This is a genomic window from Pseudarthrobacter siccitolerans (genome assembly GCF_001046895.1).
GTDB classification, from domain to species: Bacteria; Actinomycetota; Actinomycetes; order Actinomycetales; family Micrococcaceae; genus Arthrobacter; species Arthrobacter siccitolerans.
The window spans coordinates 466,502-489,689 of sequence record NZ_CAQI01000044.1; the positions used below are offsets into that span (position 1 = coordinate 466,502).

A 23,188-nucleotide genomic window follows, 5' to 3' on the forward strand; every position below is an offset into this window, starting at 1 on the left:
TTGTAAGTACTCGTGCTGCAGCCAGGGCTGGTTCCCTGCCTACGTTGTTTCGGCGTCGTAGAACTCCGCGATCCCGTCCAGCCCCGGGAGGTGCGGGGACAGCTGCGGCAGCTCGGCCACTGAACTGATGCCCATCCGCTCGAGGAAGTACGACGTGGTCCGGTAGAGGATGGCGCCGGACTCGGGATCAGTTCCCGAGTCCTCGATCAGCCCGCGCTGGGCGAGTGTCCGTACGACGGAGTCAACATTGACTCCCCTGATTGCGGACACCCTGGCCCTGGAGACCGGCTGGCGGTAAGCGATCACCGCGAGCGTTTCCAGGGCGGCCTGGGTGAGCCTGGCCGTCTGCCCCTCCAGCACATATTTGCCCACGATATGGGCGAATTCAGCACGGGAGTAGATCCGCCAGCCACCGGCGACTTTCCGCAATTCAAAACCCCGGGGGCTGGAGCCGAAACCAGCTGGGCTGGCTGAATCCATATCCGGGGCGTTAACAGTATAGCCGTTATACTCCCGCTGGAGTTCTGCCAGCAGGGCGCTGACCGCATCAACGGTCAGCTCAAGGCCCGCGGCCAGCTCCTCTTCCGTGGCGGGCTCATCGATGACCATCAGCACGGCCTCAAGGGCAGCCTTGGCGCCGCCGGGGAGGCTGTTGACGTCCGGCTCCCCCTGGCTTGGCCCTTCTGTTGGTTGTTGGGTCACAACTGCTCCTCAAATTCCTCGCTCAGGTTCTCCGCGGACCAGACCCCGTTGCCGGCCGTCCAGTGCACGGCCAGGTCCCCCAGCGGCGAGAGTTGGTCAAACGAGACCGCCTTGTCCCGGAACAGTTCCAGCAGGGCAAGGAACCTGGCCACCACCACCAGGGTGGAGTCGGCGTCGGCGATCAGGGTCCGGAACGTCAGCGGAGATTCGAGCTGCAGCCGAAGGCCCACGATCTCAGCCTGCTCCTTCACGCTGACCGTGCCGCCGTGAAGGTGGGCCAGGCCTACTTCGGTTGGCTGTGGAGCCTTGGGCCGCATGGCTGCTTCGGCCAGGCGGGCAAACTGTTCGGGCGTGTGCTTCCAGACGAGTTCAGGGAGCATTGCAGCGAAGTGTTCTTCCAGCGCCACCTGCCGGGGGAAGCGCAGGGCCTCCTGGTGCAGGGTTTCGCCGAGGAGGCCGGCCACCTGCTTGAACGCTTTGTACTGGAGCAGCCGGGCGAAGAGCAGGTCCCTGGCTTCCAGCAGCGCGATGTCCTCGTCGTCGTCCACCTCGCCGGCGGGCAGGAGCCGGGCAGCCTTGAGGTCAAGGAGCGCTGCCGCGATCACCAGGAATTCGCTGGCCTCATCCAGGGCCCACTCTTCGCCCAGCTTCTGCAGGTTCCGGATGTACTTGATGAACTCGTCAGTGACGGTGGCGATCGCCACCTCGGTGATGTCCAGCTGGTGTTTGGCAATCAGCCCCAGGAGGAGGTCGAACGGACCCGTGAAGTTGGCCAGCCGCACCTCGAAGCCGGGCTTGGTTTCGGCCACGGCGTGGCTAGGGTGCGCCGCCGCGCGAAATCAGTTCCTTGGCCAGCCTGCGGTAAGCGTCGGCCCCCACGTGGGTAGCGGCGTAGCTCGTGATGGGCTCGGCGGCCACGGTGGCGTCGGCGAACTTGATGGAGCGCTTGATGACGGTTTCGAAGACCTTGTCCCCAAAGGCTTCCACCAGGCGGGCTATCACTTCGCGGCTGTGCAGAGTGCGGGCGTCGTACATGGTGGCCAGCACGCCGTCCACCTGCAGGCGGGGGTTCAGCCGGTCCTGGACTTTGTCGATGGTTTCCACCAGCAGTGCCACAGCGCGGAGGGCAAAGAACTCGCAGATCAGCGGGATGATCACGCCGTGGGCGGCGGTGAGGGCGTTGACGGTGAGGAGGCCGAGTGACGGCTGGCAGTCGATGAGGACGACGTCGTATTCGTCTTCGACTTTCTTGAGCGCACGGTCCAGTACCTGCTCGCGCGCCACCTCATTGACCAGCTGCACTTCGGCTGCCGAGAGATCGATGTTTGCCGGCAGCAGATCGACGTTCTCCACACCGGTCTGGTGGATGGCGTCCCGGATGTTTACTTTGCGGTCCATCAGGACGTTGTAGACCGTCAGGTCCAGTTCATGGGGGTTGACGCCCAGGCCAGCGGACAGGGCGCCCTGGGGGTCAAAGTCCACCAGGAGCACACGGCGGCCGTATTCGGCCAGTGCCGCCGCCAGGTTGATGGTGGAGGTGGTCTTTCCGACGCCGCCTTTTTGGTTAACCATGGCGATGACGCGGGCCGGACCGTGGGAGGACAGCGGCGCGGGTTCCGGGAACTCGCGGTATGGGCGCCCGGTGGGCCCCATCACCGCGTCTTCCAGGTCGAATTCCGTGCCCTCCAGAGTTGCTGAACCCTGTTCGCTGCTCACGTATCTATCCACACTTTCGATGACGGTGATTTCCTGCCGCTGGATGGCCAGCAACGCTCCTGCTTCTCCCCAAGGTTACAGCGCCCGACACGGTATTCGAGGCAACTTGACTTTCCCCGGATGTTGAGCCTTTACCCTCTAGCTGAGGTCGAAGGTTGCCCCGCTCGAGCACGCAAAACTGCCCCCGCAGCAAGGGGCTGCGGGGGCAGTAGCGGTGGCTGCGGGGGCTGGCGCCTAGGCGTTCGCCGGCACCAGCCGTGCCTCGGTTTCAGCAACTGCGGGCTCCGCGTGGCCGGCAATCATGGTCTGCTCGTCGAAGGGCAGTTCACCGGAGAGCACCTGGTTGACCTGGCCGCCGTCGATCTCCTTGACCCACGTGCCAATGAGCACGGTGGCTACGGCGTTGCCGGTGAAGTTGGTCAGGGCGCGGGCCTCGGACATGAACCGGTCGATGCCTACGATCATGCCCACGCCGCCCAGCAGCTCGGGCTTGTGGGCCTGCAGGCCGGCAGCGAGCGTGGCAAGGCCGGCGCCGGTGACACCGGCTGCACCCTTGGAGGCAATGATCATGAAGATGAGCAGGGAAACCTGTGCGCCCAGGTCCAGCGGCGTGCCCATCGCGTTGGCAACGAACAGGGAAGCCATGGTCAGGTAGATGGCCGTTCCGTCAAGGTTGAAGGAGTAGCCGGTAGGTACCGTGACGCCCACGACGGGCTTGGAGACACCGAGGTGTTCCATTTTGGCGATCAGGCGGGGCAGGGCAGCTTCGGAGGAGGACGTGGAGAAGATGAGCAGGTACTCGCGGCCCAGGTACTTCATCAGCTTGAAAATGTTGACGCCCGTGACCACCTTGAGCAGGCCACCCAGGATGACCACGATGAACAGTGCGCAGGTGATGTAGAAGGCAGCCATCAGGGTGAACATGCTGACAATGGCCTGGAAGCCGGTAGCTCCCACGACGGCGGCGATGGCACCGAAGGCGCCCACGGGGGCAAGCCACATGATCATGATCAGGATGCGGAATACGAGGACCTGGGCGTGGCCGATTGCCTTGAGGGTGGGAGCGCCCTGCGGGCCCATCTTCTGGAGGGCAAACCCTACGAGGATTGCAGCAAAGAGGGTGGGGAGAACGGGAATATCTCCAGGAATGATGCCCAGGAGGAAGGCAACGGTGCTGTCTACTTCCGCCTTCTTGTTGGGGTCGTAGGGGGCAAGCTTCAGGCCCTCGCCCGGGTGGATCAAGTTGCCGACCACCAGGCCGATGGCGAGCGCGAACGTCGACATCAGGACGAAGTAGCCCAGCGCCAGGCCGCCCACCTTGCCTACGGTGGCAGCCTTCGCGATCGAGCCGATGCCCAGGACGATGGTGCAGAAGATGACAGGAGCGATCATCATCTTGATGAGTTTGATGAAGCCGTCGCCAAGCGGCTTCATGGACTTGCCCACTTCAGGGAACATAAGTCCCACCAACGCGCCGAGGATGACGGCAGCGATAACAGCGATGTAGAGGTAGTGCGATTTGTCGATGCCCTTGCGCCGCGTCTTCACGGTGTCAAGCGACTCTCCTCGTTGAGAAGCCATGATGTGTCTCCTTTGGATAATCTGATAGACGCTGCGGCACAATCTCTGGGCTGAACGCGTCCTCCGGTGTGATATCCATCATTGGGCAGGTGGTGACCCAGCTCACCGTTGCGTTCATATTGGTCGTGGAGCACATATGTGCGGAAGATGCCTGGGAGGTACAGATGATCCACCGCTGGAGTATCGCCCGACGGCTCTTCGTGGCGAACCTGCTGATCGTGGTGGCGTTCGTCGCCATCGTTGGGTCGGCCACGTACGTGGACGCCAGGGACCGTACCTATGACGAAGCCGGACGGCGGATGGCAGGAATCGCCGCCTCGGTGGCGGCAAATCCGCTGGTTCTGGAAGCGGCTGATGCTCCGGACCCTACGGCCCTCCTGCAGCCCTATACGCGCGACGTTATGGCCGCGGCCGACGTCGACTTCATCACCATCATGGCCCCGGACCGTACCCGCTGGACCCATCCGCGTGACGAGGAAATAGGTCGCCCCTACATCGGCTCCATTGACGCAGCACTCAAGGGTGAAACCCTCACCGAGGTCACCGCCGGCACCCTTGGGCCGTCCGTAAGGACCATCGTTCCGGTCAAGGATGCCGGCGGCGCGGTCAGGGCATTGGTGGCCGCCGGGGTCACGGTGGGAACCGTGGATGTTGCCTTCGCCGCCCGCCTGCCCGCCCTCCTGGCCATTGGCCTTGCCCTGCTGGTGGGAGGTTCGTTGGCTTCGTGGCTGCTGGGCCGGTACCTCCGCCGTGTCACCCGCGGCTGGGGGCCCGAGCAGTTGGCCCAGCTGTTCGCCTACTACGAATCAGTGCTTCATTCCGTCCGGGAGGGACTGATACTGATCGATACAAAAGGCCGCGTGGTGATGTACAACGACCAGGCGGCCGAGCTGCTGGGCCTTGACGGTCCCGGCAGCAAGGACCCCACCCGGCCGCCGTCGCTCGCCGACCTGCCGCTGGATGAGGGGCTGCGGAGCCTGTTCGAGTCGGGGCGCAGCGCCAAGGACGAGATCCTCCTCACCGGTTCGCGCATCCTGGTGGTCAACCAGGCACCTGCCAAAGGCCCCCAGGAAACCGGCGGCCGGGGCAAAACCCCTGTGTACGGCACGGTGGCGACGCTCCGGGACCGGACAGAGATCGAGGCCCTGGGCAGCGAGCTGGAAACGATGCGTACGCTCTCCGATGCATTGCGGGCGCAGACCCACGAGCACGCCAACCGGCTGCACACGATGGTTTCGCTGCTGGAGCTGGGCCGCACGCAGGAAGCGCTTGCCTTCGCCACGAAGGACCTGGAGCTCAGCCAGCAGCTGACCGATGACATGGTCAGTTCGGTGGACGAGCCGGTTCTTGGTGCCCTGGTGATGGGCAAGGTGGCCGAGGCGCACGAGCGCGGAGTCCAGCTGGACGTTTCCGCGCTGGGCTCGGCGAGCGTGGCGGGGATCGCCGTGCAGGACCTGGTGACCATCCTCGGCAACCTGCTGGACAACGCCATGGATGCAGCTGCGGACGGACCGCCTCCGCGGAAGGTGGAGCTGACGGTGGAAGCGGATGAGGAAGGCCTGGACATCACAGTGCACGATTCCGGTCCGGCCATTGATCCGGGGGCAGCGGAGAACCTGCTCCGGCACGGGTTCAGCACCAAACCGTCCGGCCCCGGCGGTCGGGGCATCGGCCTGGCGCTGGTCCGTCAGGCTGTACACCGCCTGGGGGGTACCCTGACAATCAACGGCCGGCGCGGTGCCAAGTTCGAAGTGTTCCTCCCCGCAGCGGCCACCGCAGAGAAGGAGCACAACCGTTGAGCAATATCCGCGTCCTCGTCGTGGAGGATGAGGCCATCGCAGCTGCCGCCCATGCGGCTTACGTCGGGCGGCTGGCCGGTTTCGAGCTGGCCGGCACGGCCCCGGACGGACAGTCCGCACTGCGGCTGCTCAGCGAGTTCGCGGCGGCGGGCAACCCGGTGGAACTCGTCCTGCTGGACATGAACCTTCCCGACCTCCACGGGCTGGACATCGCCCGCCGGATGCGGGCGTCCGGGATCCTGGCCGACATCGTTGCCATTACCGCCGTCCGCGAACTGGCCATCGTGCGCAGCGCTGTGGCCATCGGTGTGGTCCAGTACCTGATCAAGCCGTTCACCTACGCCACCTTCGCGGACAAACTCGAAAGCTACCGCCAGTTCCGGCAGCAGCTGGCCGGCCCGCCAGGGGGCTCGGGGAAGGCCGGAGCTTCGCAGACGGACGTGGACCAGGCGTTCGCCAGCCTCCGCGCACCCTCTGAATTGCCATTGCCGAAGGGTCTTTCGGTGTCCACGCTGGCTTCGGTCCAGGAATTCATGAAGGAGCAGCAGGGCGCCGTCTCCGCCACCGAAGTGATGGACGCCCTGGGCATGTCCCGGGTCACCGCCCGCCGCTACCTGGAGTACCTGGCCGACGCCGGGACCGTGTCCAGGACGGCCCGTTACGGCACCCCCGGCCGGCCCGAGAATGAGTACCGCTGGGCAGCACGGTGATTGCGCGTTCCGCCCTCGGGTCATTGGCCGGCCGCCGGCCGATTGAGCCCGCCACCGGAGGGTGACTGAGCTTGGCGGAATCCCAGCCGGACGCCGTGTATACATAAATCCCTGTTTTCGTTGAAAATTTTCCCGATGAGCTGCTTTCTTCGCGCCTTCTGTATACACTGACTGTACCAACGAAGGGACAACCAGTGCGAGCCAGCGACCGCGCCTATACCGCGCTCCGCGATGACATCGTCCAGTGGCGGCTCCAGCCGGGGACCTTGCTGGCCGAGGTGGAACAGGCGGAGCGGCTTGGCGTCTCACGCACGCCGCTCCGGGAGGCGCTGGCCCGCCTGACGGCAGAAGGCCTGACGACGGCGGGCGGCCGCGGCGTCGTCGTCACCGGCATCTCGCTGGAGGACATCGAGGAACTCTTCGAGCTTCGCGAGACATTGGAAAGCAAGGCTGCAGCACTTGCGGCGGAACGCGGCGACCCCACAGTTTTCCGGACACTCGAGGCGGAGTTCCGGGCGGCGCCCGCGCTCCTCAACGGCAGCGCACCCGCCCTTGAGGACTACTACCTGCTGGTGCAACGCCTGGACTCAGCCATCGATGCCGCAATCTCCAACTCTTACATGGCCCAGGCGATGCGCGGTCTCCGAGTGCATCTTGTCCGGGTCCGTCGGCTGGCCGCCGACGATGCCGCCCGGCTGACCGCTGCGGCAGCCGAACATGCGGCTATCGCGGAGGCGATCGCCATCGGAAACCCGCGACTGGCGCAGGCGGCCACCACGCTGCATCTGCACCGCAGCCTCTCCCACATCAAAGCAACCCACACACCCCGTTAACAAGGAGCCCCCATGGTCAAGGAACACCACGTCCGCGTGTACAAGAGCGAAGAGAACCTGCCCCGCGAGGACCAGCTGGCCCACAAAATCGCCACGGTTGCCGCCGACCCCGTGGAGGTCACCGCCGACGTCACGGAGATGGTGATCAACCGGATCATCGATAACGCTTCGGTGGCGATCGCCTCGCTGAACCGGGCGCCGATTGTGGCGGCCCGTGCCCAGGCCCTGACCCATGGGCCCAGTACGGGCGGGAAGGGTGCGAAGGTCTTTGGCATCGGCGAACGGGTCTCCCCCGAGTGGGCAGCCTGGGCCAATGGCGTAGCTGTCCGTGAACTGGACTACCACGACACCTTCCTCGCGGCCGACTACTCCCACCCGGGGGACAACATCCCGCCGATCCTGGCCGTTGCCCAGCATGTGGGCTCCAGCGGCCGGGACCTCATCCGTGGGATCGCGACGGGCTATGAGATCCAGGTGAACCTGGTCAAGGCCATCTGCCTGCACAAGCACAAGATCGACCACGTCGCCCACCTCGGCCCCTCCGCTGCAGCCGGCATCGGCACCCTCCTGGGCCTCGACGTCGAGACCATCTTCCAGTCCGTCGGGCAGGCACTGCACACCACCACAGCCACCCGCCAATCGCGCAAGGGCGAGATTTCAACGTGGAAGGCGCACGCCCCCGCGTTCGCCGGGAAGATGGCCGTCGAAGCCGCGGACCGGGCGATGCGCGGCCAGACCTCCCCCGTGCCGATCTATGAAGGTGAAGACGGCGTGATCGCTTGGCTGCTGGACGGACCGGAGGCCTCCTACATGGTTCCGCTGCCCACTCCCGGTGAGGCCAAGCGCGCGATCCTGGACACCTACACCAAGGAGCACTCCGCCGAGTACCAGGCCCAGGCCTGGATCGACCTCGCCCGCAAACTCAACCGCGAGCACCCCGAGGCCACGGACCCGGCCAACGTGAAGTCCGTACTGATCAAAACCAGCCACCACACCCACTACGTCATCGGCTCCGGCGCCAACGACCCCCAAAAGTACAGCCCCACCGCATCCAGGGAGACGCTGGACCACTCGATCCCCTACATCTTCACCGTCGCACTGCAGGACGGGGCCTGGCACCACGTGGACTCCTACTCCCCCACCCGTGCCGCCCGCCCGGACACGGTGGAGCTGTGGCAAAAGGTCACTACCGAGGAGGATCCGGAGTGGACCCGCCGCTACCACTCCCTGGACATCAACGAGAAGGCCTTCGGCGGGTCAGTGGAAATCACCCTCACCGACGGCACCGTCATCACCGATGAGATCGCCGTCGCGGACGCGCACCCGCTCGGTGCCCGGCCCTTCGGCCGCGAGCAGTACATCACCAAGTTCCGCACCCTCGCCGCCGGCCTCGTGGAGGAAGCCGAAATCGAACGGTTCCTCACCGCCGTCGAACGCCTCCCCGAACTCGGTCCCGGTGAACTGGACCAGCTGAACATCACCGCCGCCCCCGGCGTCATCGACCTGGGCGCCGCACCCAAGGGACTCTTCTGATGCTGTATTCCAAGGTCACGCCCGAGCAGAAAAGGATCCGGTTCCGCGAACTCCTCGCCTTCGGGACCATCGCCCAGTTCCCCGGCGCGTTCAACCCCCTCTCAGCCCGCCTGATCGAGGAGAAAGGCTTCGCGGGGGTCTACATCTCCGGCGCCGTCCTGGCAAACGACCTCGGCCTGCCCGACATCGGCCTGACCACCCTCACCGAAGTCGCCACCCGGGCCGGGCAGATCGCCCGGATGACCGACCTGCCCGCCATCGTGGACGCCGACACCGGCTTCGGCGAACCCATGAACGTGGCCCGCACTGTCCAGGAAATCGAAAACGCCGGCCTTGCCGGCCTGCACATCGAGGACCAGTTCAACCCCAAACGCTGCGGCCACCTCGACGGCAAAAACGTGGTGGACCTGGACACCGCGACCAAGCGCATCCGTGCCGCCGCAGACGCCCGCCGCGACCCGAACTTCCTCATCATGGCCCGCACCGACATCCGCGCCACCGACGGACTGCAAGCAGCGCAGGACAGGGCCAAGGCACTCGTTGACGCAGGAGCTGACGCCATCTTCCCCGAAGCCATGGCCACCCTGGACGAATTCCAGGCCATCCGCGACGCCATCGACGTCCCGATCCTCGCCAACATGACAGAGTTCGGCAAAAGCGACCTGTTCACCACCGAACAGCTTCAGGGCGTCGGCGTCAACATGGTGATTTATCCGGTGACACTTCTCCGTAGTGCCATGGGCGCTGCCGAGCGTACGCTGGAATCGATTATGGCCGAGGGCACGCAGGAGGCGCAGGTCGGCAGCATGCTGACCCGCGCACGCTTATACGATCTCGTTGACTACGAAGGCTACAACCGCTTCGACAGCGGAGTGTTCAATTTCCGGGTCCCCGGGGAGTAGGGAAAACCGCGCCGGTACCGCCGGTACAAAGGCGACAGGAACGAAGGAGTTTCAGCATGGCTGAAGAGGACATCAAAAAGGGTCTTGACGGCGTCGTGGTGGATTACACGTCGGTCTCGAAGGTCAACCCGGACACCAACTCCCTGCTGTACAGGGGCTATCCCGTCCAGGAACTGGCGGCAAGGTGCAGCTTCGAAGAAGTGGCCTACCTGCTCTGGAACGGCGAACTGGCTGCCCCTGACCAGCTGGCGGAGTTCACGGCCCGGGAGCGGGCCGGCCGTGCCCTGGATCCGGTGGTCAAGCAAGTGATCGATGCGCTGCCGGACACGTCCCACCCCATGGATGTCTGCCGGACGGCGGCGTCGGTTATGGGCGCCCGGCACCCCCTGGCCGAGGACGCGTCGCGCGAAGCCAACATGGCCAAAGCTATCGACCTGTTCGCGGCCATGCCGGCCGTTGTGGCCTACGACCAGCGGCGCCGCCACGGGCAGGGCGTCATCGAGGCGCGTGATGACCTTGGCTATTCGGCGAACTTCCTGTGGATGACGTTCGGCGAGGAGCAGGTGCCGGAGGTGGTGGAGGCGTTTAACGTGTCGATGATCCTCTACGCCGAGCACTCCTTCAACGCGTCCACCTTCACCGCCCGTGTCATCACCTCCACCCTCTCGGACCTGCATTCGGCAGTTACTGGAGCCATTGGTGCCTTAAAGGGCCCGCTGCACGGCGGGGCCAACGAGGCCGTGATGCACACCTTCGACGAGATCGGCATCCGGCCGCAGGAATCCCTTGAGGAAGCGGCGGCCCGGGCCAAGTCCTGGATGGAAAACGCGCTGGCGCAGAAAAAGAAGGTCATGGGTTTCGGCCACCGCGTCTACAAGCACGGCGACTCCCGGGTGCCCACCATGAAGGCCGCGCTGGACAAGATGGTTGCCCACTACGGCCGGCCCGAGCTGCTGGGGCTGTACAACGGCCTGGAGGCCGCCATGGACGAAGCCAAGGGCATCAAGCCGAACCTGGACTATCCCGCCGGCCCCACCTACCACCTCATGGGCTTCGACACCGCCACCTTCACTCCCCTCTTTGTGGCCAGCCGCATCACCGGCTGGACGGCGCACATCATGGAGCAGCTGGACGCAAACTCCCTGATCCGTCCCCTGAGCAAGTACGTCGGTCCCGAGGAGCGGCACGTACCGTAGAGCAGGACTTCACTGAAGCACGACGGCGGGCGGGTCACCTTGGCGTGGCGGGTCCGCCGTCGGGCGTTAATGCCTGGGGCAGCACACTTTCCGAGGACGCGACGCCTTCGTTGTCGCTGTCCATCGTGACCACGATGTTGACCCTGCCGCCTTCCAGGACCACCGGAAGCCAGTGGTCGGCGTCCTGCCACATCCGGTCCACCGGGAGGGTGTCCACGCGGAACCACTCCGGCAGGATTTCGTCGCTTTCCGCCGGCTCACCCTGCCAGGTCCGGGCGGTGAAAAGGCTGGTGTGCATGTTCCACTCAGGCCGCGCGGGGAAGACGAACTGCACCACGCCCGCGTCCGTGAGGTCTTCCTGCCGGACCACCACGCCGGTTTCCTCAAGGACCTCACGCACCACGGCTTCGCCGTCGGTCTCGCCGGGTTCGACGTGACCCCCGATGCCCACCACCTTGCCCAGCCCAAAGCCGGTCCGTTTGAGGCCCAGCAGCACCTCCGGGCCCGAATCCCCGTCACGGAGCAGGAAGCAGAGAGTAACCCGTGCTGCAGTCATGCGCTCAAGCCTAGGGGCTCCGGGAGTTGTCCGCGAGGAGGCGCCAGGGTCCGCCGAGTATGCCAAGCTCTACGTGTGACTCCCGAAACTGTTGACGGGATACGGCCGGCCCGCATCTCGGCCATTGACGCCCGCTTGCCGGAGTGGCTGGTGCGCAACCCTTTGCACTGGGGCTGGGCCTGGGCCTGTTTCTGGGCGGTGCTGATTGTTGTGGATGAATTTGTGGACCTGGCCGGCTGGACGTGGTATCTGCTGGTGGCTGCGGCCGCCCTGCCCACGCTGCTCAGCACCTTGGCCGTGCTCCATGTGACTCCCCGGCAGCTGGTGAAGGCCACACGGGAATCGGTGCTGGGCCTGTTCTTCGTGCGTTTTCTGGCGCTCGTTGCGGCATTTATGGTCTGGGCCATCTCCGTTGTGCTGAGTGCGTCCATCTCCACCACCATCCAGGCCCTGGCGGGTGATTCCGAGCGTGAGGTGACCGCCCTGGGGTTCAACCTGATGGCAGCCCTGGTCCCGCTGGTGGTGGCCGTCCTGTGGCTGGCGTTTGTAGCCCGCTGCGCCTGGTTCCTGCGGAGGCTTCGCGGCTGGCGGCAGGTTCCGGCGTTCTCGCGGGTGCCCAAATCTTTCCTGCGCGGACGCCCGCGGCTGCGTCGGGTGGTGATTGGCCTGGCGCATCCGGGACTGATGCTGCTCGCCGGGATGGGCACGTCCGTGCTGGCTTTCCTGCTGGGCCCGGTGGAACTGACCATCGAGGCGCTGCTCTAGGTGCCCAGCCGGCAGTTCAGCGGGCAGTTCAGCGGGCAGCTTTCAGCCCAGCGCCCGGGGGTGGGCTGCCGCGTAGATCTCCCGCAGCGTGTCCGCGGTGACCAGCGTGTAGACCTGGGTGGTGGTCACCGAGGCGTGGCCCAGCAGTTCCTGGACCACACGGACGTCCGCGCCGCCTTCGAGCAGGTGGGTGGCGAAGGAGTGCCGGAGGGTGTGCGGTGAGACGTCCTTGGTGATGTTGGCCTTCTCGGCGGCGGCCTTCAGGATGGTCCAGGCGCTCTGCCGGCTGATCCGGCCGCCGCGTGCATTCAGAAACAGGGCAGGGGTCCCTTTGCCCTTGGCTGCCAGCAGGGGGCGGCCGCGGATGAGGTAGGCGTCCAGGGCCCTGGCGCCGTACGACCCGAGCGGGACCAGCCGCTCCTTGGAGCCCTTTCCGAAGAGCCGCACAATGGCAGGGCCGCTTTCCGCCTCCTGGAGGGAGATGTCGTCCACGTCCAGGCCCACCGCCTCGCTGATGCGGGCACCGGTGGAATACAGGAACTCGAGCAAGGCGCGGTCCCTCAGGCCGGTGGCGGTATCGGTGCCGGCCGCCTCCAGGATCCGCGTGACCTCGTCCACGCTGATGGCCTTCGGCAGCCGCTTCCCGGGCATTGGCGGGTGGACGTCGCTGGCAGGGTCGGCCGGCGTGAATCCTTCGAGGGCCCAGAACTTATGCAGGCCCCGGACGGCCACCACCGTCCTCGCCGCGGACCGCACGCCCAGGGCGGTACCGCCGTCGGACCCGTCCGACAAAGCACGGACGTATCCGGTGACGTGATGGCGCGTAATGTCCTCCGGGCGGATGCAGCCTGCGGTGGCAAGGTACCGGGAGTAGCGGGCAAGGTCCCGGCGGTATGCCGCGAGGGTATTGGCGGCCAGGCCGCGTTCCACGCCCATGTGCTGAAGGTAGTCGGTGATGGCGCGGTCAATGGCTGTGGGGGCCGCCACCGGGACTGTCTCCGCCTCTGCAGCCGGAAGGGCAGTCTCAGCCGAAGGACCAGGGGCCATCAGCGCTGGCTGGGGTGCTCGGGCCAGGGCGCGTCCGCCGGCCGGAGCCCCGCAAATCCGTCAGCGCGGGCAGCAGCCGCGGCAAGGATCCCGACGACGGCGGACGGGTTGTGCAGGCGGCCGGCCAGCACGGACTCCACGGCGTCGTCCAGGTTGATCCAGTGGAACTCGATCTCGGCTTCCTCGTCTGTCCGCTCGTGGCGATCATGGTGCGGGACTTCGGTGAGGTCGCGGGCAAGGTAGATTCGAATGGCCTCGCTGGAGGAACCGGGCGAGTTGAAGACATCGGCCAGCACGTTCCACGTGCCGGCGGCAAGGTCCGCCTCTTCGGCGAGTTCGCGCGCGGCGCCCACCTGGAATTCCTCGCCCTCAACATCCAGCAGTCCTGCCGGGATCTCCCACAGGTCCATGCCCACGGGGTGCCGGTACTGCTTAAGGAGGAGGATCTCGCCTTCGCTGTTCATCGGCAGGACGGCAACGGCGCCCGGGTGGTCAATGTAGTCCCTGGTCAGTGCCTCGCCGCTGTCCTGCAGCTGGAAGGTATCACTGACCACATCCCAGATGCGGCCTTCGTAGACCTTCTCGGTGGACAAAAGACGGCGCGGGCTCGGTGCATCCGAAACCTTGACTACGTGGGTGGCTTCGTGTGTACCGGGCATCGCGCCGTCCTTTATGTCGTGCTGAACTACTTAGCGGCTACCGTACCGGACGGCTCGGCCTCGGAAGAACCGGCACCCTGGACGGCGGCCGTGTCGGCGCCCTCCTGGTGGTCCAGTGCCGCCTTCACCAGGCCTGCGAACAGCGGGTGCGGCCTGGTGGGGCGCGAGCTCAGTTCGGGGTGTGCCTGGGTGGCCACGTAGTACGGGTGGACGTCGGCGGGCAGCTCGACGAACTCCACGAGCTTGCCGTCCGGGGACGTGCCGGAGAAGACGAGGCCCTGGGCGGCAATCTGGTCGCGGTACTTGTTGTTCACCTCGTAGCGGTGGCGGTGGCGTTCGCTGACGGTGGTCTTGCCGTAGGTTTCGGCGATGACCGAGCCGGCGTCGAGCTTGGCTTCGTACAGGCCCAGGCGCATGGTGCCGCCGAGGTCGCCGCGGCCTTCCACAAACTCCAGCTGCTCTTCCATGGTGGCGATGACCGGGTACTTGGAGTCCGGCTCGAATTCGCTGGAGGACGCGCCTTCCATCCCCACCACGTTGCGGGCGTACTCGATCACCATGCACTGCAGGCCCAGGCAGAGTCCCAGGACCGGCAGTTTGGTTTCGCGGGCGAACTTCAGGGCGCCCAGCTTGCCCTCGAGTCCGCGGATGCCGAAGCCGCCCGGGACGCAGATGGCGTTGACGCCGTCGAGTGCCTTGATGGCGCCTTCGCGGGTTTCGCATTCGTCCGAGGGGACCCAGCGGATCTTGACCTTGGTGTCGTTGGCGAACCCGCCGGCGCGCAGGGCTTCGGTGACGGAAAGGTAGGCGTCCGGCAGGTCGATGTACTTGCCGACCAGCGCGATTTCCACGTGGTGCTTGGGGTTGTGGACAGCTTCGAGGAGTTTGTCCCAGCTGGTCCAGTCCACGTCCTTGAACGGAAGGTCCAGGGCCCGCACGATGTAGGAATCCAGGCCCTGGGAGTGCAGGGTCTTGGGGATGTCATAGATGCTGGGCGCATCGGCGGCGTTGACCACGGCGTCGATGTCGACGTCGCACATCCGGCCGATCTTTTCGCGCATCGCCTCGGGCACTTCGCGGTCCGAGCGGATGACGATCGCTTCGGGCTGGATGCCGATGGAGCGCAGCGCGGCGACGGAGTGCTGGGTGGGCTTGGTCTTCAGTTCCTGGGACGGCCCGATGTACGGAACCAGCGAGACGTGCAGGAAGAAGACGTTGGTCCTGCCGATGTCCTGGCGGACCTGACGGGCCGATTCGAGGAACGGCTGGGATTCGATATCGCCTACGGTGCCGCCGATTTCGGTGATGATAACGTCCGGGGCGTTTTTGCCTTCGGCGGGCAGGCGCATGCGGCGCTTGATCTCATCGGTGATGTGCGGGATGACCTGCACGGTGTCACCGAGGTATTCGCCGCGGCGTTCCTTGGCGATGACGGTGGAGTACACCTGGCCGGTGGTGACGTTGGCGGAGCCTTCGAGGTTTTCGTCGAGGAAGCGCTCGTAATGTCCGATGTCCAGGTCCGTCTCGGCGCCGTCATCCGTGACGAAGACTTCGCCGTGCTGGAAGGGGTTCATCGTGCCCGGATCCACGTTCAGGTAGGGATCGAGCTTCTGCATAGTTACAGACAGGCCACGTGCCCGCAGCAGATGACCGAGGCTTGATGCCGTCAGTCCCTTACCGAGCGAGGACGCCACACCACCGGTTACGAAGATGTGTTTGGTCGTCTTGGACGAGCCCGGGAACCGGGAATTTACACGGGAATTTGATCGCTGCACCACGGAATTCGAGCCTATCATCAAATGCGCCTTCCACGGGTCCGGCAAACTGTTTCGCCAAATGATCCAGTCTGCGTGTCCGGGCGTCCCGGAAGCAAGGGGTGGTTTCTCCTCGCCAACCCCTTGCTGGCCCTGTCAGGCCCGTTGTGGCAGGAGTTTGGCGTCGTCCAGCAGTTCCTGCGCGTGCGCCTGGGCCGATTCCGAGTCCTCCTGGCCGGCCAGCATGCGGGCCAGTTCGCGGACCCGTTCGGGGCCGTCAAGGAGGCGGACATCACTTGAGGTGAACCCGGTGGCCGTTTTGCCGTCGGCTCCCCTGACGGAGGTTTTGGTGACGGTGATGTGCTGGTCCGCGAAGGCGGCCACCTGCGGCAGGTGCGTGACCACCAGCACTTGCACGTGCCTGGCCAGCATGGCCAGCCTGCGGCCGATTTCGACGGCGGCACGTCCGCCCACGCCTGCGTCCACTTCGTCGAAGACGAACGTGGGGACGGGATCCACGGCGGCCAGCACCACTTCGATGGCCAGCATGACCCGTGAAAGCTCACCGCCGGACGCGCCCTTGCCCAGCGGTCTGGCGGGGGCACCCGAGTGCGGCTGCAGCAGGAAGCTGATCTCGTCAGCACCGTGCGGTCCCAGCTGCCCGGTGGGCTCGAGGTTGATCAGCAGGGTTGCGTCGGCCATGGCGAGGGCCTTGAGCTCGGCGCTGACCCGGGTGGACAGTTCCTTGGCGGCCTTGGCCCTGATCTTGCTGATGGCGGCCGCCTGCTTCTGCAGGTCCGCCTCGGCCCGGACCACTTCAGCGTCCAGCGTTTCGATCCGGGTGGAATCGTCCTGCAGTTCGTCGAAGCGCACGCGGGATTTCTCTGCCCACTCAAGCACTTCGTCGATGGACGGGGCATACTTGCGGATCAGCTTGGCCAGGACTGCCCGCCGGTCCTCGATCTCCGCGAGGCGTTCCGGCCCCTCAGTGTCCAGGCTGGCCTGGTAGCTGGCGAGATCGGTGGCGATATCGTTCAGCAGGAAGCCTACTTCGGCCAGGCGGGCTGCCGCGGAGCCGAGTTCGGCGTCGTGTTCGGCGACGTGTTCCAGCGTCCGCTTGGCGGCGTCCACCAGTGTGGTGGCGTCGCCCGCTTCGCCGAAGTCCTCCGCGATCAGCGCCTGGTGTGCCGTGCTGGCCGCAATCCGCAGCTCCTCCACGTTGGCAAGCTTCACCGCTTCAGCCTTGAGGAGCTCGTCCTCCCCCGGCTGCGGGTCCACCTCGTCGATTTCGGCGAGGGCGGCCTCCAGGGACTCTGCTTCCCGGAGCCTGTCCCGGGCTGCGCTGCGCAGCTCGTCCAGCTCTGCCTGGCTGGACTTCCAGTGGTTGTACAACTCCTGGTAGCCGGCCAGCGGGCGCGCCAGGGAGTCGCCGGCAAACTTGTCCAGCGCACCGCGCTGTGCCGCGGCGCCCTTGAGCCGGATCTGGTCCGACTGGCCGTGAACCACCACCAGGGTCTCGCCGATCTCGGCCAGGACGCCCACAGGGGCGGCCCTTCCGCCCAGGAAGGCACGGCTGCGTCCGTCCGCACCCAGCCGGCGGGCCAGGATCAGTTCCGCGCCGCCGTCGAACTCTTCCGCCTCCCCGCCTGCCTCCAGCGCACGTTCAATGGCGGGATGCCCGGCGTCGAGCTTCAGCACTGCCTCGGCAGTTGCGCTCTTGGCGCCGCTGCGGACGGCGCCGGCGTCAGAGCGGGCACCCAGGAGGAGGCCGACGGCGGTGACCACCATGGTCTTGCCGGCGCCGGTCTCGCCGGTCACCACGCTCAGCCCGGGGCCCAGCGGCAGTGTTGCGTCGGTGATGACGCCCAGATCGCGGATTCTCAGTTCTTCAAGCATGGTTCACTTTGCGGTTGAGGGATCGGGATCGATATCCGGCTGCCCGCTGCCCGGCACCTGGAGCGGCGGCATGGGACGGGGCGTCCGGACGATGGGAATGGGGCCGGTGTGGATGGCTTCAGCCTTGGGGACAGGGCCCCGCCAGCCGTGGATGGGCAGCTCGAATTTGCGGACCAGCCGGGCCGAAAAGGGAGTCTGGTGGGTGCGGGCAAGCCGCACCGGGGTGGCTGATTTGGTGACCTCCACGCGGGCGCCCGGAGGCAGGTCCACCGAGCGCCGGCCGTCGCACCAGAGGACGCCCTGGGCATCGGTCCGGCCCAGGACTTCGACGGCGAGGCGTGAGCGGGGCGAGACCACCAGGGGCTTGGCGAAGAGCGCGTGGGCGCTGATGGGCACAATGACCAGGGCTTCCACCTCCGGCCAGACCACCGGGCCGCCGGCAGAAAAGGCGTAAGCGGTGGAACCTGTGGGGGTGGCGAGCACGATGCCGTCGCAGCCGAAGGAGGTCAGCGGACGCTGGTCCACCTCGGTGACCACTTCGAGCATGCGTTCCCGGTTGGCTTTTTCAATGGCCGCTTCGTTCAGGGCCCAGGTGTGCCAGATCTTCTGTCCGCGCACCCAGACCTGGACGTCGATGGTCATGCGCTCTTCAACCGTGTAGTCGCGGCTGGCGATCCATTCAACGGTCTGGGCAAGGTCCGCCCGCTCGCTCTCGGCGAGGAACCCCACATGGCCCAGGTTCACGCCCAGCAGGGGCACATCGACTTCGCGGACCAGTTCGGCCGCGCGGAGGATGGTGCCGTCCCCGCCCAAGACCATCACTAGTTCGACGTCGGGCAATTGGACGTGGTCGTGGAGCACTTCCACGGGCTGGGCCAGGTGGCCGAAGAAGCGTTCCATGTCCGCCAGTTCGGAGTCCTGCATCACCGGGACAATGCCGGAGGCGTGCAGCAAGGCGCAGGCCTCCCAGGCGGCCTTCAGTGATTCCTCGCGGCCGGTGTGGGCGAGGACCAATACGCGCCTGCTCATCAGGTTCCGCTCTCTAGTGGTTGTGCCAGATAGTTCCGAGCAAGGCAGCGGTGGCTGCGTCTCGCTCTTCGATCTTAGGCAACTCTTGGCTCATCCTGCGCTTTATCCACAGGAAGTATTCGACGTTTCCGTCCTGGCCGGGCAGCGGGCTCTGCGCGAGGCCACGCAGATCCAAGCCCGAATCGAGGGCTGCCCGGGCCACTTTTTCCACCGCCATCCGCCGCTCCCGCTGCGATGTGACCACTCCGGTGCGTCCCAGCCGGTCCTTGCCGATCTCGAACTGCGGCTTCACCATCAGCACCAGGTCGCCGCCGGGTTCGGTGCATTCCGCCAGGGGCCGGACCACCAGGGTCAGGGAAATAAAGGACAGGTCAGCCACGGTGAGCGCTGCCGGGCCGCCAATGTCGGTGGGAGACATGTACCGCACGTTGAGTCCCTCGTGGACTTCCACGCGCGGGTCTTCCCGCAGCCGGGGCACCAACTGGCCGTGCCCGACGTCGACCGCCACCACGTGCGCGGCGCCCCGCCGCAGCAGGACATCAGTGAAGCCGCCTGTGGAGGCTCCGGCGTCAAGGCACCTTTTCCCGGCGGCCTGCACCTCGGGAAATGCTTCCAGGGCGCCGGCCAGTTTGTGCCCTGCCCGGCTCACATAGGTGTCCTGTTCGTCATGCTGGACCACGAGGTCCTTGTCCTCGGCGACCTGGAGTGATGCCTTCTCGAGAACCTGGCCCGCTGAGCTCACTTTTCCTTCGGCGATCAGCGAGGCGGCGTGGGTGCGGGACCTGGCGAGGCCGCGGGCCACCAGGGCCTGGTCGAGCCGCAGCGGCATCAGGCGCCACCGTCCGAGGGGCCACTGTTTGAAGGATCCATACTTGCGGGGTCCGCGCTTGCGGGGTCCGTGTCCAGGGCTGCCCGCAGGTTGTCATGCAGTGCGTTATAGACCTCTTCGTGATCCGCAACGGGAATCCCGGGTAGGCCATCCAGGGGTGCGAGGGCGCGGTGGACCAGCTGGTCGGTCACCCCGTGCTGGCTGTTCAGCGGCCAGTCCGGGGAGGGCTGGGCTGCTGCGGATTCGTCAGGGGCGCTCAGCTCAGTCATCCAACCAGCCTAGTGATCCAGCCACGCCAGTTTTGGTTCCTGTGCCGTGGAGGCGTCCGGGGTGGCCGCCCACCATGCTGCACAGGCGGCGCGCCAGGCGTCGAGGCTGTCCTTACTGCCAATGATGCCCACGGCTCCGTTGGCCACGCGCGCGGTGGCTTCACCGCACGTGTAGGTGCCGTCGTCGTGCGTTACCTCGGGGTAGGGGCGGTACAGGTCCGTGAGGTCGTTGATGATGTAGTCGGGCCGTTCGGCGGCACGGGCGGCAAGGATGGTGCGCCGCGTGTCGACGCCGGTCAGGACAGCGACGGTGGCGAAGCCGGCGTTATTGCCGCCCAGGATATCCGTGTCCAGCCGGTCCCCCACCACCAGCGGGCGCTCTGCTCCGAGCCGCTTGGCGGCTGAGTGGAAGAGCGGAGCCTCCGGCTTGCCGGCCACGCGGGGCGTCTGGCCCGTGGCGGCCGTCACTGCGGCCACCAGCGTTCCATTGCCGGGAGCGATGCCGCGGGCCTGCGGGATGGACATGTCCGTATTGGTTGCCACCCACAGCGTTCCAGCCGAAACAACGTAGGAGGCCTCGGCTAGTTCTTTCCAGCCGATGGCCGGGTTGAAGCCCTGGACCACTGCCACCGGTTCCTCGTCCTGGCTGTACACCGGCACCAGGCCCACGAGTTCGATTTCCTGGGCCAGCGCCGGGCTTCCGGTAATGAGCACGCGGGAGCCCGGGGGCAGCTCTGAAGCCAGCAGCTCCGCAGCAGCCTGTGAGGAGCTGACCACTTGGTCGTCAGCTGCGGGTGCGCCCAGCTCACGGAGGTGCGCGGCCACCTGCGCCGGGGTCCGCGACGCGTTGTTCGTCACATAGCCCAGGCCGACGCCGATCCCCGCCAGCTGCTGCAGTGATTCCACCGCCCCGGGGATGGCGTGCGGGCCGGCGTACACCACACCGTCCAGGTCCGCGAGCAGAGCGTCGAACCGGGAGATCAGGGTTGCTTCAGTCATCCGTCTTAGTCTTCCCGGCGGTCCTGCTGGTCCTGCTGGTGCTCCGGAGCGTTGCCGTCCTGCAGGTCGTCTCCATTGTGGCCCAGCTCGTCGTGGCCCAACTCATCGGGTTCCAGTTCGTCGGGTTCCACTGAGTCCTCGTCCGACTCTGCGTCGTCCGAAACGAAGTAGTCCGCTTCCTGGTCATCGATGCTGGCGTCCACGGCTTCTTCGGCGGCCGGGGTTTCTGTTGCCCCGGTGCCTGCTGCCGGTGATGTGGCGGGGGCGTCAGAAGCAGCGGATGCGGTGGGTGCTGCACCGGATGCGGTGGATGCCCGGTCCAGGAGGCGGCGGCGCTCGGCCTCCTCGCGGGCTTCTTCCTCCTCGTCCCAGCCAAGGTCGATGATGTCGGGTTCTTCGTCAATGCCAAGGCCCAACGCGTTCTCAGCCACTACGGCCTGCTTCTGCCACTTGTCCGCCTCGGTGGTCCGGCCAACGGCGGCCAGTGCGTCGGCGTAGGCACGGAACAGACGGGGGCTGTAGGAGAAAGCGCGGTTCATGTCCAGCTGCGGGATCTCCAGCTCGGCGACGGCAGCATCCAACTGGCCAAGGTCGGTGCGCGCACCGGCGGCCACGATGGCAAGTTCAACCTTGCCGGGGGCGTCCAGGTCCTGGGCTTCCTCGGACCGGACCACGTCCAGGGCGCGGTCCGGGCGGCCCAGCCCGCGTTCGCAGTCGGCCATAACGGGCAGGTGCACGTTGGAGCCGCTGATCCTGCGGTATGTCCGGAATTCCCGAAGTGCCTCGCCGTAATGGCCGGCGGCGTACGCCGTGAGACCCACGGCCTCGCGGACAGCCGCAAGCCTGCCGCCGCGCCGGCTGGCGGCCAGGGCGTGCTGGAAGGCAAGCTCAGGCTCGTCGTCAATGAGGCGCCCTGCCATCACCAGGTGCCGGGCGACCCATTCGGCACTGTTGGCCTCGAGAGTTTTGATCTGGTGCTGCGTGGCCCGGTCGAGTTCCTTGCCTGTAACATCGTCGTCGATTTGCGGAGACCGTTCCCGGTCAGGGCGGTTGGCGCTGCGGAGGTCGCGCACATTGGGTACACGGGCCGGGCGTTCTTCCTGGCGGTCGCGGCCGAAGGTGCGGGGACCGGCGTCGCCGCGGCTCTCGCCGCGACCGGGGCCACGGTCAAAGTTGCGGGGCGCGCGCCGTTCTTCCTGGCGGTCGCCGCGGTTGGGACGGTCTGCGCGGTCGCCGAACGGCTTGCGGTTTTCTCCTCCGCCAAACCCGCGGCGGTCACCTTCACCGTCGCGGCGCGGACGATCGCCGAAGGGCCGGTTCTCCCGGTCACCGTAAGGCTTACGGTCACGGTCACCGAACGGCTTGCGGTCGCGGTCGCCGGACGGCTTGCGGTCGCCACCACCGAAACCGCGGCGGTCGCCTTCGCCATCGCGCCGCGGACGATCACCGAAGGGACGGTTCTCCCTGTCGCCATAGGGCTTACGGTCACGGTCTCCAAAGGGCTTACGCTCGCCTCCGCCAAACCCGCGGCGGTCACCTTCGCCATCACGACGTGGACGATCACCAAACGAACGGTTGTCCCGATCGCCAAAAGGCTTACGCTCACGGTCACCGAACGGCTTACGCTCGCCTCCGCCAAACCCGCGGCGGTCACCTTCACCATCACGGCGCGGGCGATCACCAAAAGGCTTTTTATCGCGGTCGCCGAAAGGCTTGCGCTCTCCCCCGCCGGCTGCGCGCTTGGAGGGATCGTTGTTGTCCCGGCCTGGCCGGGAGCGGAATCCGCGGGGTTCACCGCCGGAGTTGTTGTGTCCGCGGAACCCGCCGCGATCATTCCCGCCGCGATTGCCGCCGTTGTGCTCAGCCATGTGGATTCCTCCTGTTGTGAGCCGACCACTGGCGCAACTGCAGCCGCTCGTATCCGTGTTTCGTTTCCTACGCAACCCGAAATCAAGCGCTTCGAAGTCCGTACATCTTCATCAATTCTAGTGGAGTTGCCCCACCGGGCAGGACAGGTCAACCACCAGGCAGCAGCATCGTGGCAATCTTCACACCCCCCGGACGCTCTCTCACTTGATGCGGTGTTTGGGCTGACGCTCTCTCACTTGATGCGGTGTTTGGGCTGACGCTCTCTCACTTGATGTGGTGTTTGGGGTGTCGCTCTCTCACTTGATGCGGTGTTCCAGTTGCTCTTCGGTGTGGTGGAGGACGACGGGCGGCTGGTTCGGGACCCTGCCCGGTGAGCCGTATCTGGTGGACGGGTGAGAGAGCGTTGAGCTCGAAGCCACATCAGCTGAGAGGGATCCTGGAAAGCCCGCGTTAAGTGAGAGAGGGAGGGTGGAAAGCCCGCGTTAAGTGAGAGAGCGATCGGGAAAACCCAGAGTTAAGTGCGAGAGCGATCGAGAAAACCCCA

At 66.1% G+C, this 23,188-nt stretch carries 22 protein-coding genes; 8 read left to right on the top strand and 14 right to left on the bottom strand.

The window, feature by feature from the left end:
* Positions 1 to 39 precede the first annotated feature (39 nt).
* From scpB to ARTSIC4J27_RS12885, 4 genes are all read right to left on the bottom strand, one after another.
* Positions 40 to 702, bottom strand: coding sequence for an SMC-Scp complex subunit ScpB (gene scpB, locus ARTSIC4J27_RS12870; RefSeq protein ID WP_050055560.1), 663 nt, complete (start codon positions 700 to 702; stop codon positions 40 to 42).
* A complete protein-coding gene (locus ARTSIC4J27_RS12875; protein WP_050055561.1) occupies positions 699 to 1,511 on the bottom strand; it encodes a segregation and condensation protein A in 813 nt (270 codons plus the stop codon). The genes scpB and ARTSIC4J27_RS12875 overlap by 4 nt, the downstream gene beginning before the upstream one ends.
* Positions 1,512 to 1,518: 7 nt before the next feature.
* Complete coding sequence (locus tag ARTSIC4J27_RS12880; protein WP_050055622.1) at positions 1,519 to 2,418, bottom strand: ParA family protein; 900 nt, start codon at positions 2,416 to 2,418, stop codon at positions 1,519 to 1,521.
* A 234-nt stretch (positions 2,419 to 2,652) separates the two neighbouring features.
* Positions 2,653 to 3,999 (bottom strand): cation:dicarboxylate symporter family transporter, encoded by a 1,347-nt coding sequence (locus ARTSIC4J27_RS12885; RefSeq protein WP_050055562.1) that lies wholly within the window; start codon positions 3,997 to 3,999, stop codon positions 2,653 to 2,655.
* Positions 4,000 to 4,163: 164 nt separating this feature from the next.
* On the opposite strand from ARTSIC4J27_RS12885, the gene ARTSIC4J27_RS12890 reads away from it, so the two are divergent.
* The 6 genes from ARTSIC4J27_RS12890 to ARTSIC4J27_RS12915 all read left to right on the top strand — a co-directional run bounded on the left by ARTSIC4J27_RS12890 (position 4,164) and on the right by ARTSIC4J27_RS12915 (position 10,972).
* Entirely contained in the window at positions 4,164 to 5,798 is a 1,635-nt protein-coding gene (locus tag ARTSIC4J27_RS12890) for a sensor histidine kinase (RefSeq protein ID WP_050055623.1), read from the top strand.
* Positions 5,795 to 6,508, top strand: a complete 714-nt coding sequence (locus ARTSIC4J27_RS12895) for a response regulator (protein WP_050055563.1) — start codon at positions 5,795 to 5,797, stop codon at positions 6,506 to 6,508. The genes ARTSIC4J27_RS12890 and ARTSIC4J27_RS12895 overlap by 4 nt, the downstream gene beginning before the upstream one ends.
* Positions 6,509 to 6,702: 194 nt before the next feature.
* On the top strand, positions 6,703 to 7,341 hold the full coding sequence (locus ARTSIC4J27_RS12900; RefSeq protein WP_050055564.1) for a GntR family transcriptional regulator: 639 nt from the start codon (positions 6,703 to 6,705) through the stop codon (positions 7,339 to 7,341).
* 12 nt (positions 7,342 to 7,353) lie between these two features.
* Positions 7,354 to 8,874, top strand: coding sequence for an MmgE/PrpD family protein (locus ARTSIC4J27_RS12905; protein WP_050055565.1), 1,521 nt, complete (start codon positions 7,354 to 7,356; stop codon positions 8,872 to 8,874).
* Positions 8,874 to 9,776 carry a methylisocitrate lyase gene (prpB, locus tag ARTSIC4J27_RS12910; RefSeq protein ID WP_050055566.1) on the top strand — a complete coding sequence of 301 codons (903 nt, stop codon included), beginning with the start codon at positions 8,874 to 8,876 and terminating at the stop codon, positions 9,774 to 9,776. The genes ARTSIC4J27_RS12905 and prpB overlap by 1 nt, the downstream gene beginning before the upstream one ends.
* 56 nt (positions 9,777 to 9,832) lie before the next feature.
* Complete coding sequence (locus ARTSIC4J27_RS12915) at positions 9,833 to 10,972, top strand: bifunctional 2-methylcitrate synthase/citrate synthase (protein ID WP_050055567.1); 1,140 nt, start codon at positions 9,833 to 9,835, stop codon at positions 10,970 to 10,972.
* A gap of 34 nt (positions 10,973 to 11,006) precedes the next feature.
* Here the strand turns inward: ARTSIC4J27_RS12915 and ARTSIC4J27_RS12920 are convergent, their stop codons facing one another.
* A complete protein-coding gene (locus tag ARTSIC4J27_RS12920; protein ID WP_050055568.1) occupies positions 11,007 to 11,528 on the bottom strand; it encodes an 8-oxo-dGTP diphosphatase in 522 nt (173 codons plus the stop codon).
* Between the two features lie 75 nt (positions 11,529 to 11,603).
* Between ARTSIC4J27_RS12920 and ARTSIC4J27_RS12925 the strand changes: the two genes are divergently transcribed.
* A complete protein-coding gene (locus ARTSIC4J27_RS12925) occupies positions 11,604 to 12,293 on the top strand; it encodes a hypothetical protein (protein ID WP_050055569.1) in 690 nt (229 codons plus the stop codon).
* Positions 12,294 to 12,335: 42 nt separating this feature from the next.
* Here ARTSIC4J27_RS12925 and xerD read toward each other — a convergent pair whose 3' ends face one another.
* From xerD to ARTSIC4J27_RS23235, 9 genes are all read right to left on the bottom strand, one after another.
* Entirely contained in the window at positions 12,336 to 13,340 is a 1,005-nt protein-coding gene (gene xerD / locus ARTSIC4J27_RS12930) for a site-specific tyrosine recombinase XerD (RefSeq protein ID WP_050055570.1), read from the bottom strand.
* Positions 13,340 to 13,999: an NUDIX domain-containing protein gene (locus ARTSIC4J27_RS12935; protein WP_050055571.1), complete on the bottom strand. Its 660-nt coding sequence runs from the start codon at positions 13,997 to 13,999 to the stop codon at positions 13,340 to 13,342. The genes xerD and ARTSIC4J27_RS12935 overlap by 1 nt, the downstream gene beginning before the upstream one ends.
* A gap of 26 nt (positions 14,000 to 14,025) precedes the next feature.
* Complete coding sequence (locus tag ARTSIC4J27_RS12940) at positions 14,026 to 15,795, bottom strand: CTP synthase (RefSeq protein WP_050055572.1); 1,770 nt, start codon at positions 15,793 to 15,795, stop codon at positions 14,026 to 14,028.
* A 114-nt stretch (positions 15,796 to 15,909) separates the two neighbouring features.
* Positions 15,910 to 17,649, bottom strand: a complete 1,740-nt coding sequence (gene recN / locus ARTSIC4J27_RS12945; RefSeq protein ID WP_050055573.1) for a DNA repair protein RecN — start codon at positions 17,647 to 17,649, stop codon at positions 15,910 to 15,912.
* A 3-nt stretch (positions 17,650 to 17,652) separates the two neighbouring features.
* Positions 17,653 to 18,678 carry an NAD kinase gene (locus ARTSIC4J27_RS12950; RefSeq protein ID WP_050055574.1) on the bottom strand — a complete coding sequence of 342 codons (1,026 nt, stop codon included), beginning with the start codon at positions 18,676 to 18,678 and terminating at the stop codon, positions 17,653 to 17,655.
* A 13-nt stretch (positions 18,679 to 18,691) separates the two neighbouring features.
* Positions 18,692 to 19,507 (bottom strand): TlyA family RNA methyltransferase, encoded by an 816-nt coding sequence (locus ARTSIC4J27_RS12955; protein WP_050055575.1) that lies wholly within the window; start codon positions 19,505 to 19,507, stop codon positions 18,692 to 18,694.
* Positions 19,507 to 19,776, bottom strand: coding sequence for a hypothetical protein (locus tag ARTSIC4J27_RS12960; protein ID WP_050055576.1), 270 nt, complete (start codon positions 19,774 to 19,776; stop codon positions 19,507 to 19,509). The genes ARTSIC4J27_RS12955 and ARTSIC4J27_RS12960 overlap by 1 nt, the downstream gene beginning before the upstream one ends.
* A gap of 9 nt (positions 19,777 to 19,785) precedes the next feature.
* Positions 19,786 to 20,775, bottom strand: coding sequence for an HAD-IIA family hydrolase (locus ARTSIC4J27_RS12965; protein WP_050055577.1), 990 nt, complete (start codon positions 20,773 to 20,775; stop codon positions 19,786 to 19,788).
* Positions 20,776 to 20,780: 5 nt separating this feature from the next.
* Positions 20,781 to 21,695 (bottom strand): hypothetical protein, encoded by a 915-nt coding sequence (locus tag ARTSIC4J27_RS23235; RefSeq protein ID WP_235436655.1) that lies wholly within the window; start codon positions 21,693 to 21,695, stop codon positions 20,781 to 20,783.
* On the opposite strand from ARTSIC4J27_RS23235, the gene ARTSIC4J27_RS23240 reads away from it, so the two are divergent.
* The gene (locus ARTSIC4J27_RS23240; RefSeq protein ID WP_235436657.1) at positions 21,648 to 22,901 is read left to right on the top strand and encodes a hypothetical protein; all 1,254 of its coding nucleotides are present in this window, start codon (positions 21,648 to 21,650) and stop codon (positions 22,899 to 22,901) included. The genes ARTSIC4J27_RS23235 and ARTSIC4J27_RS23240 overlap by 48 nt on opposite strands.
* Positions 22,902 to 23,188: the final 287 nt, after the last annotated feature.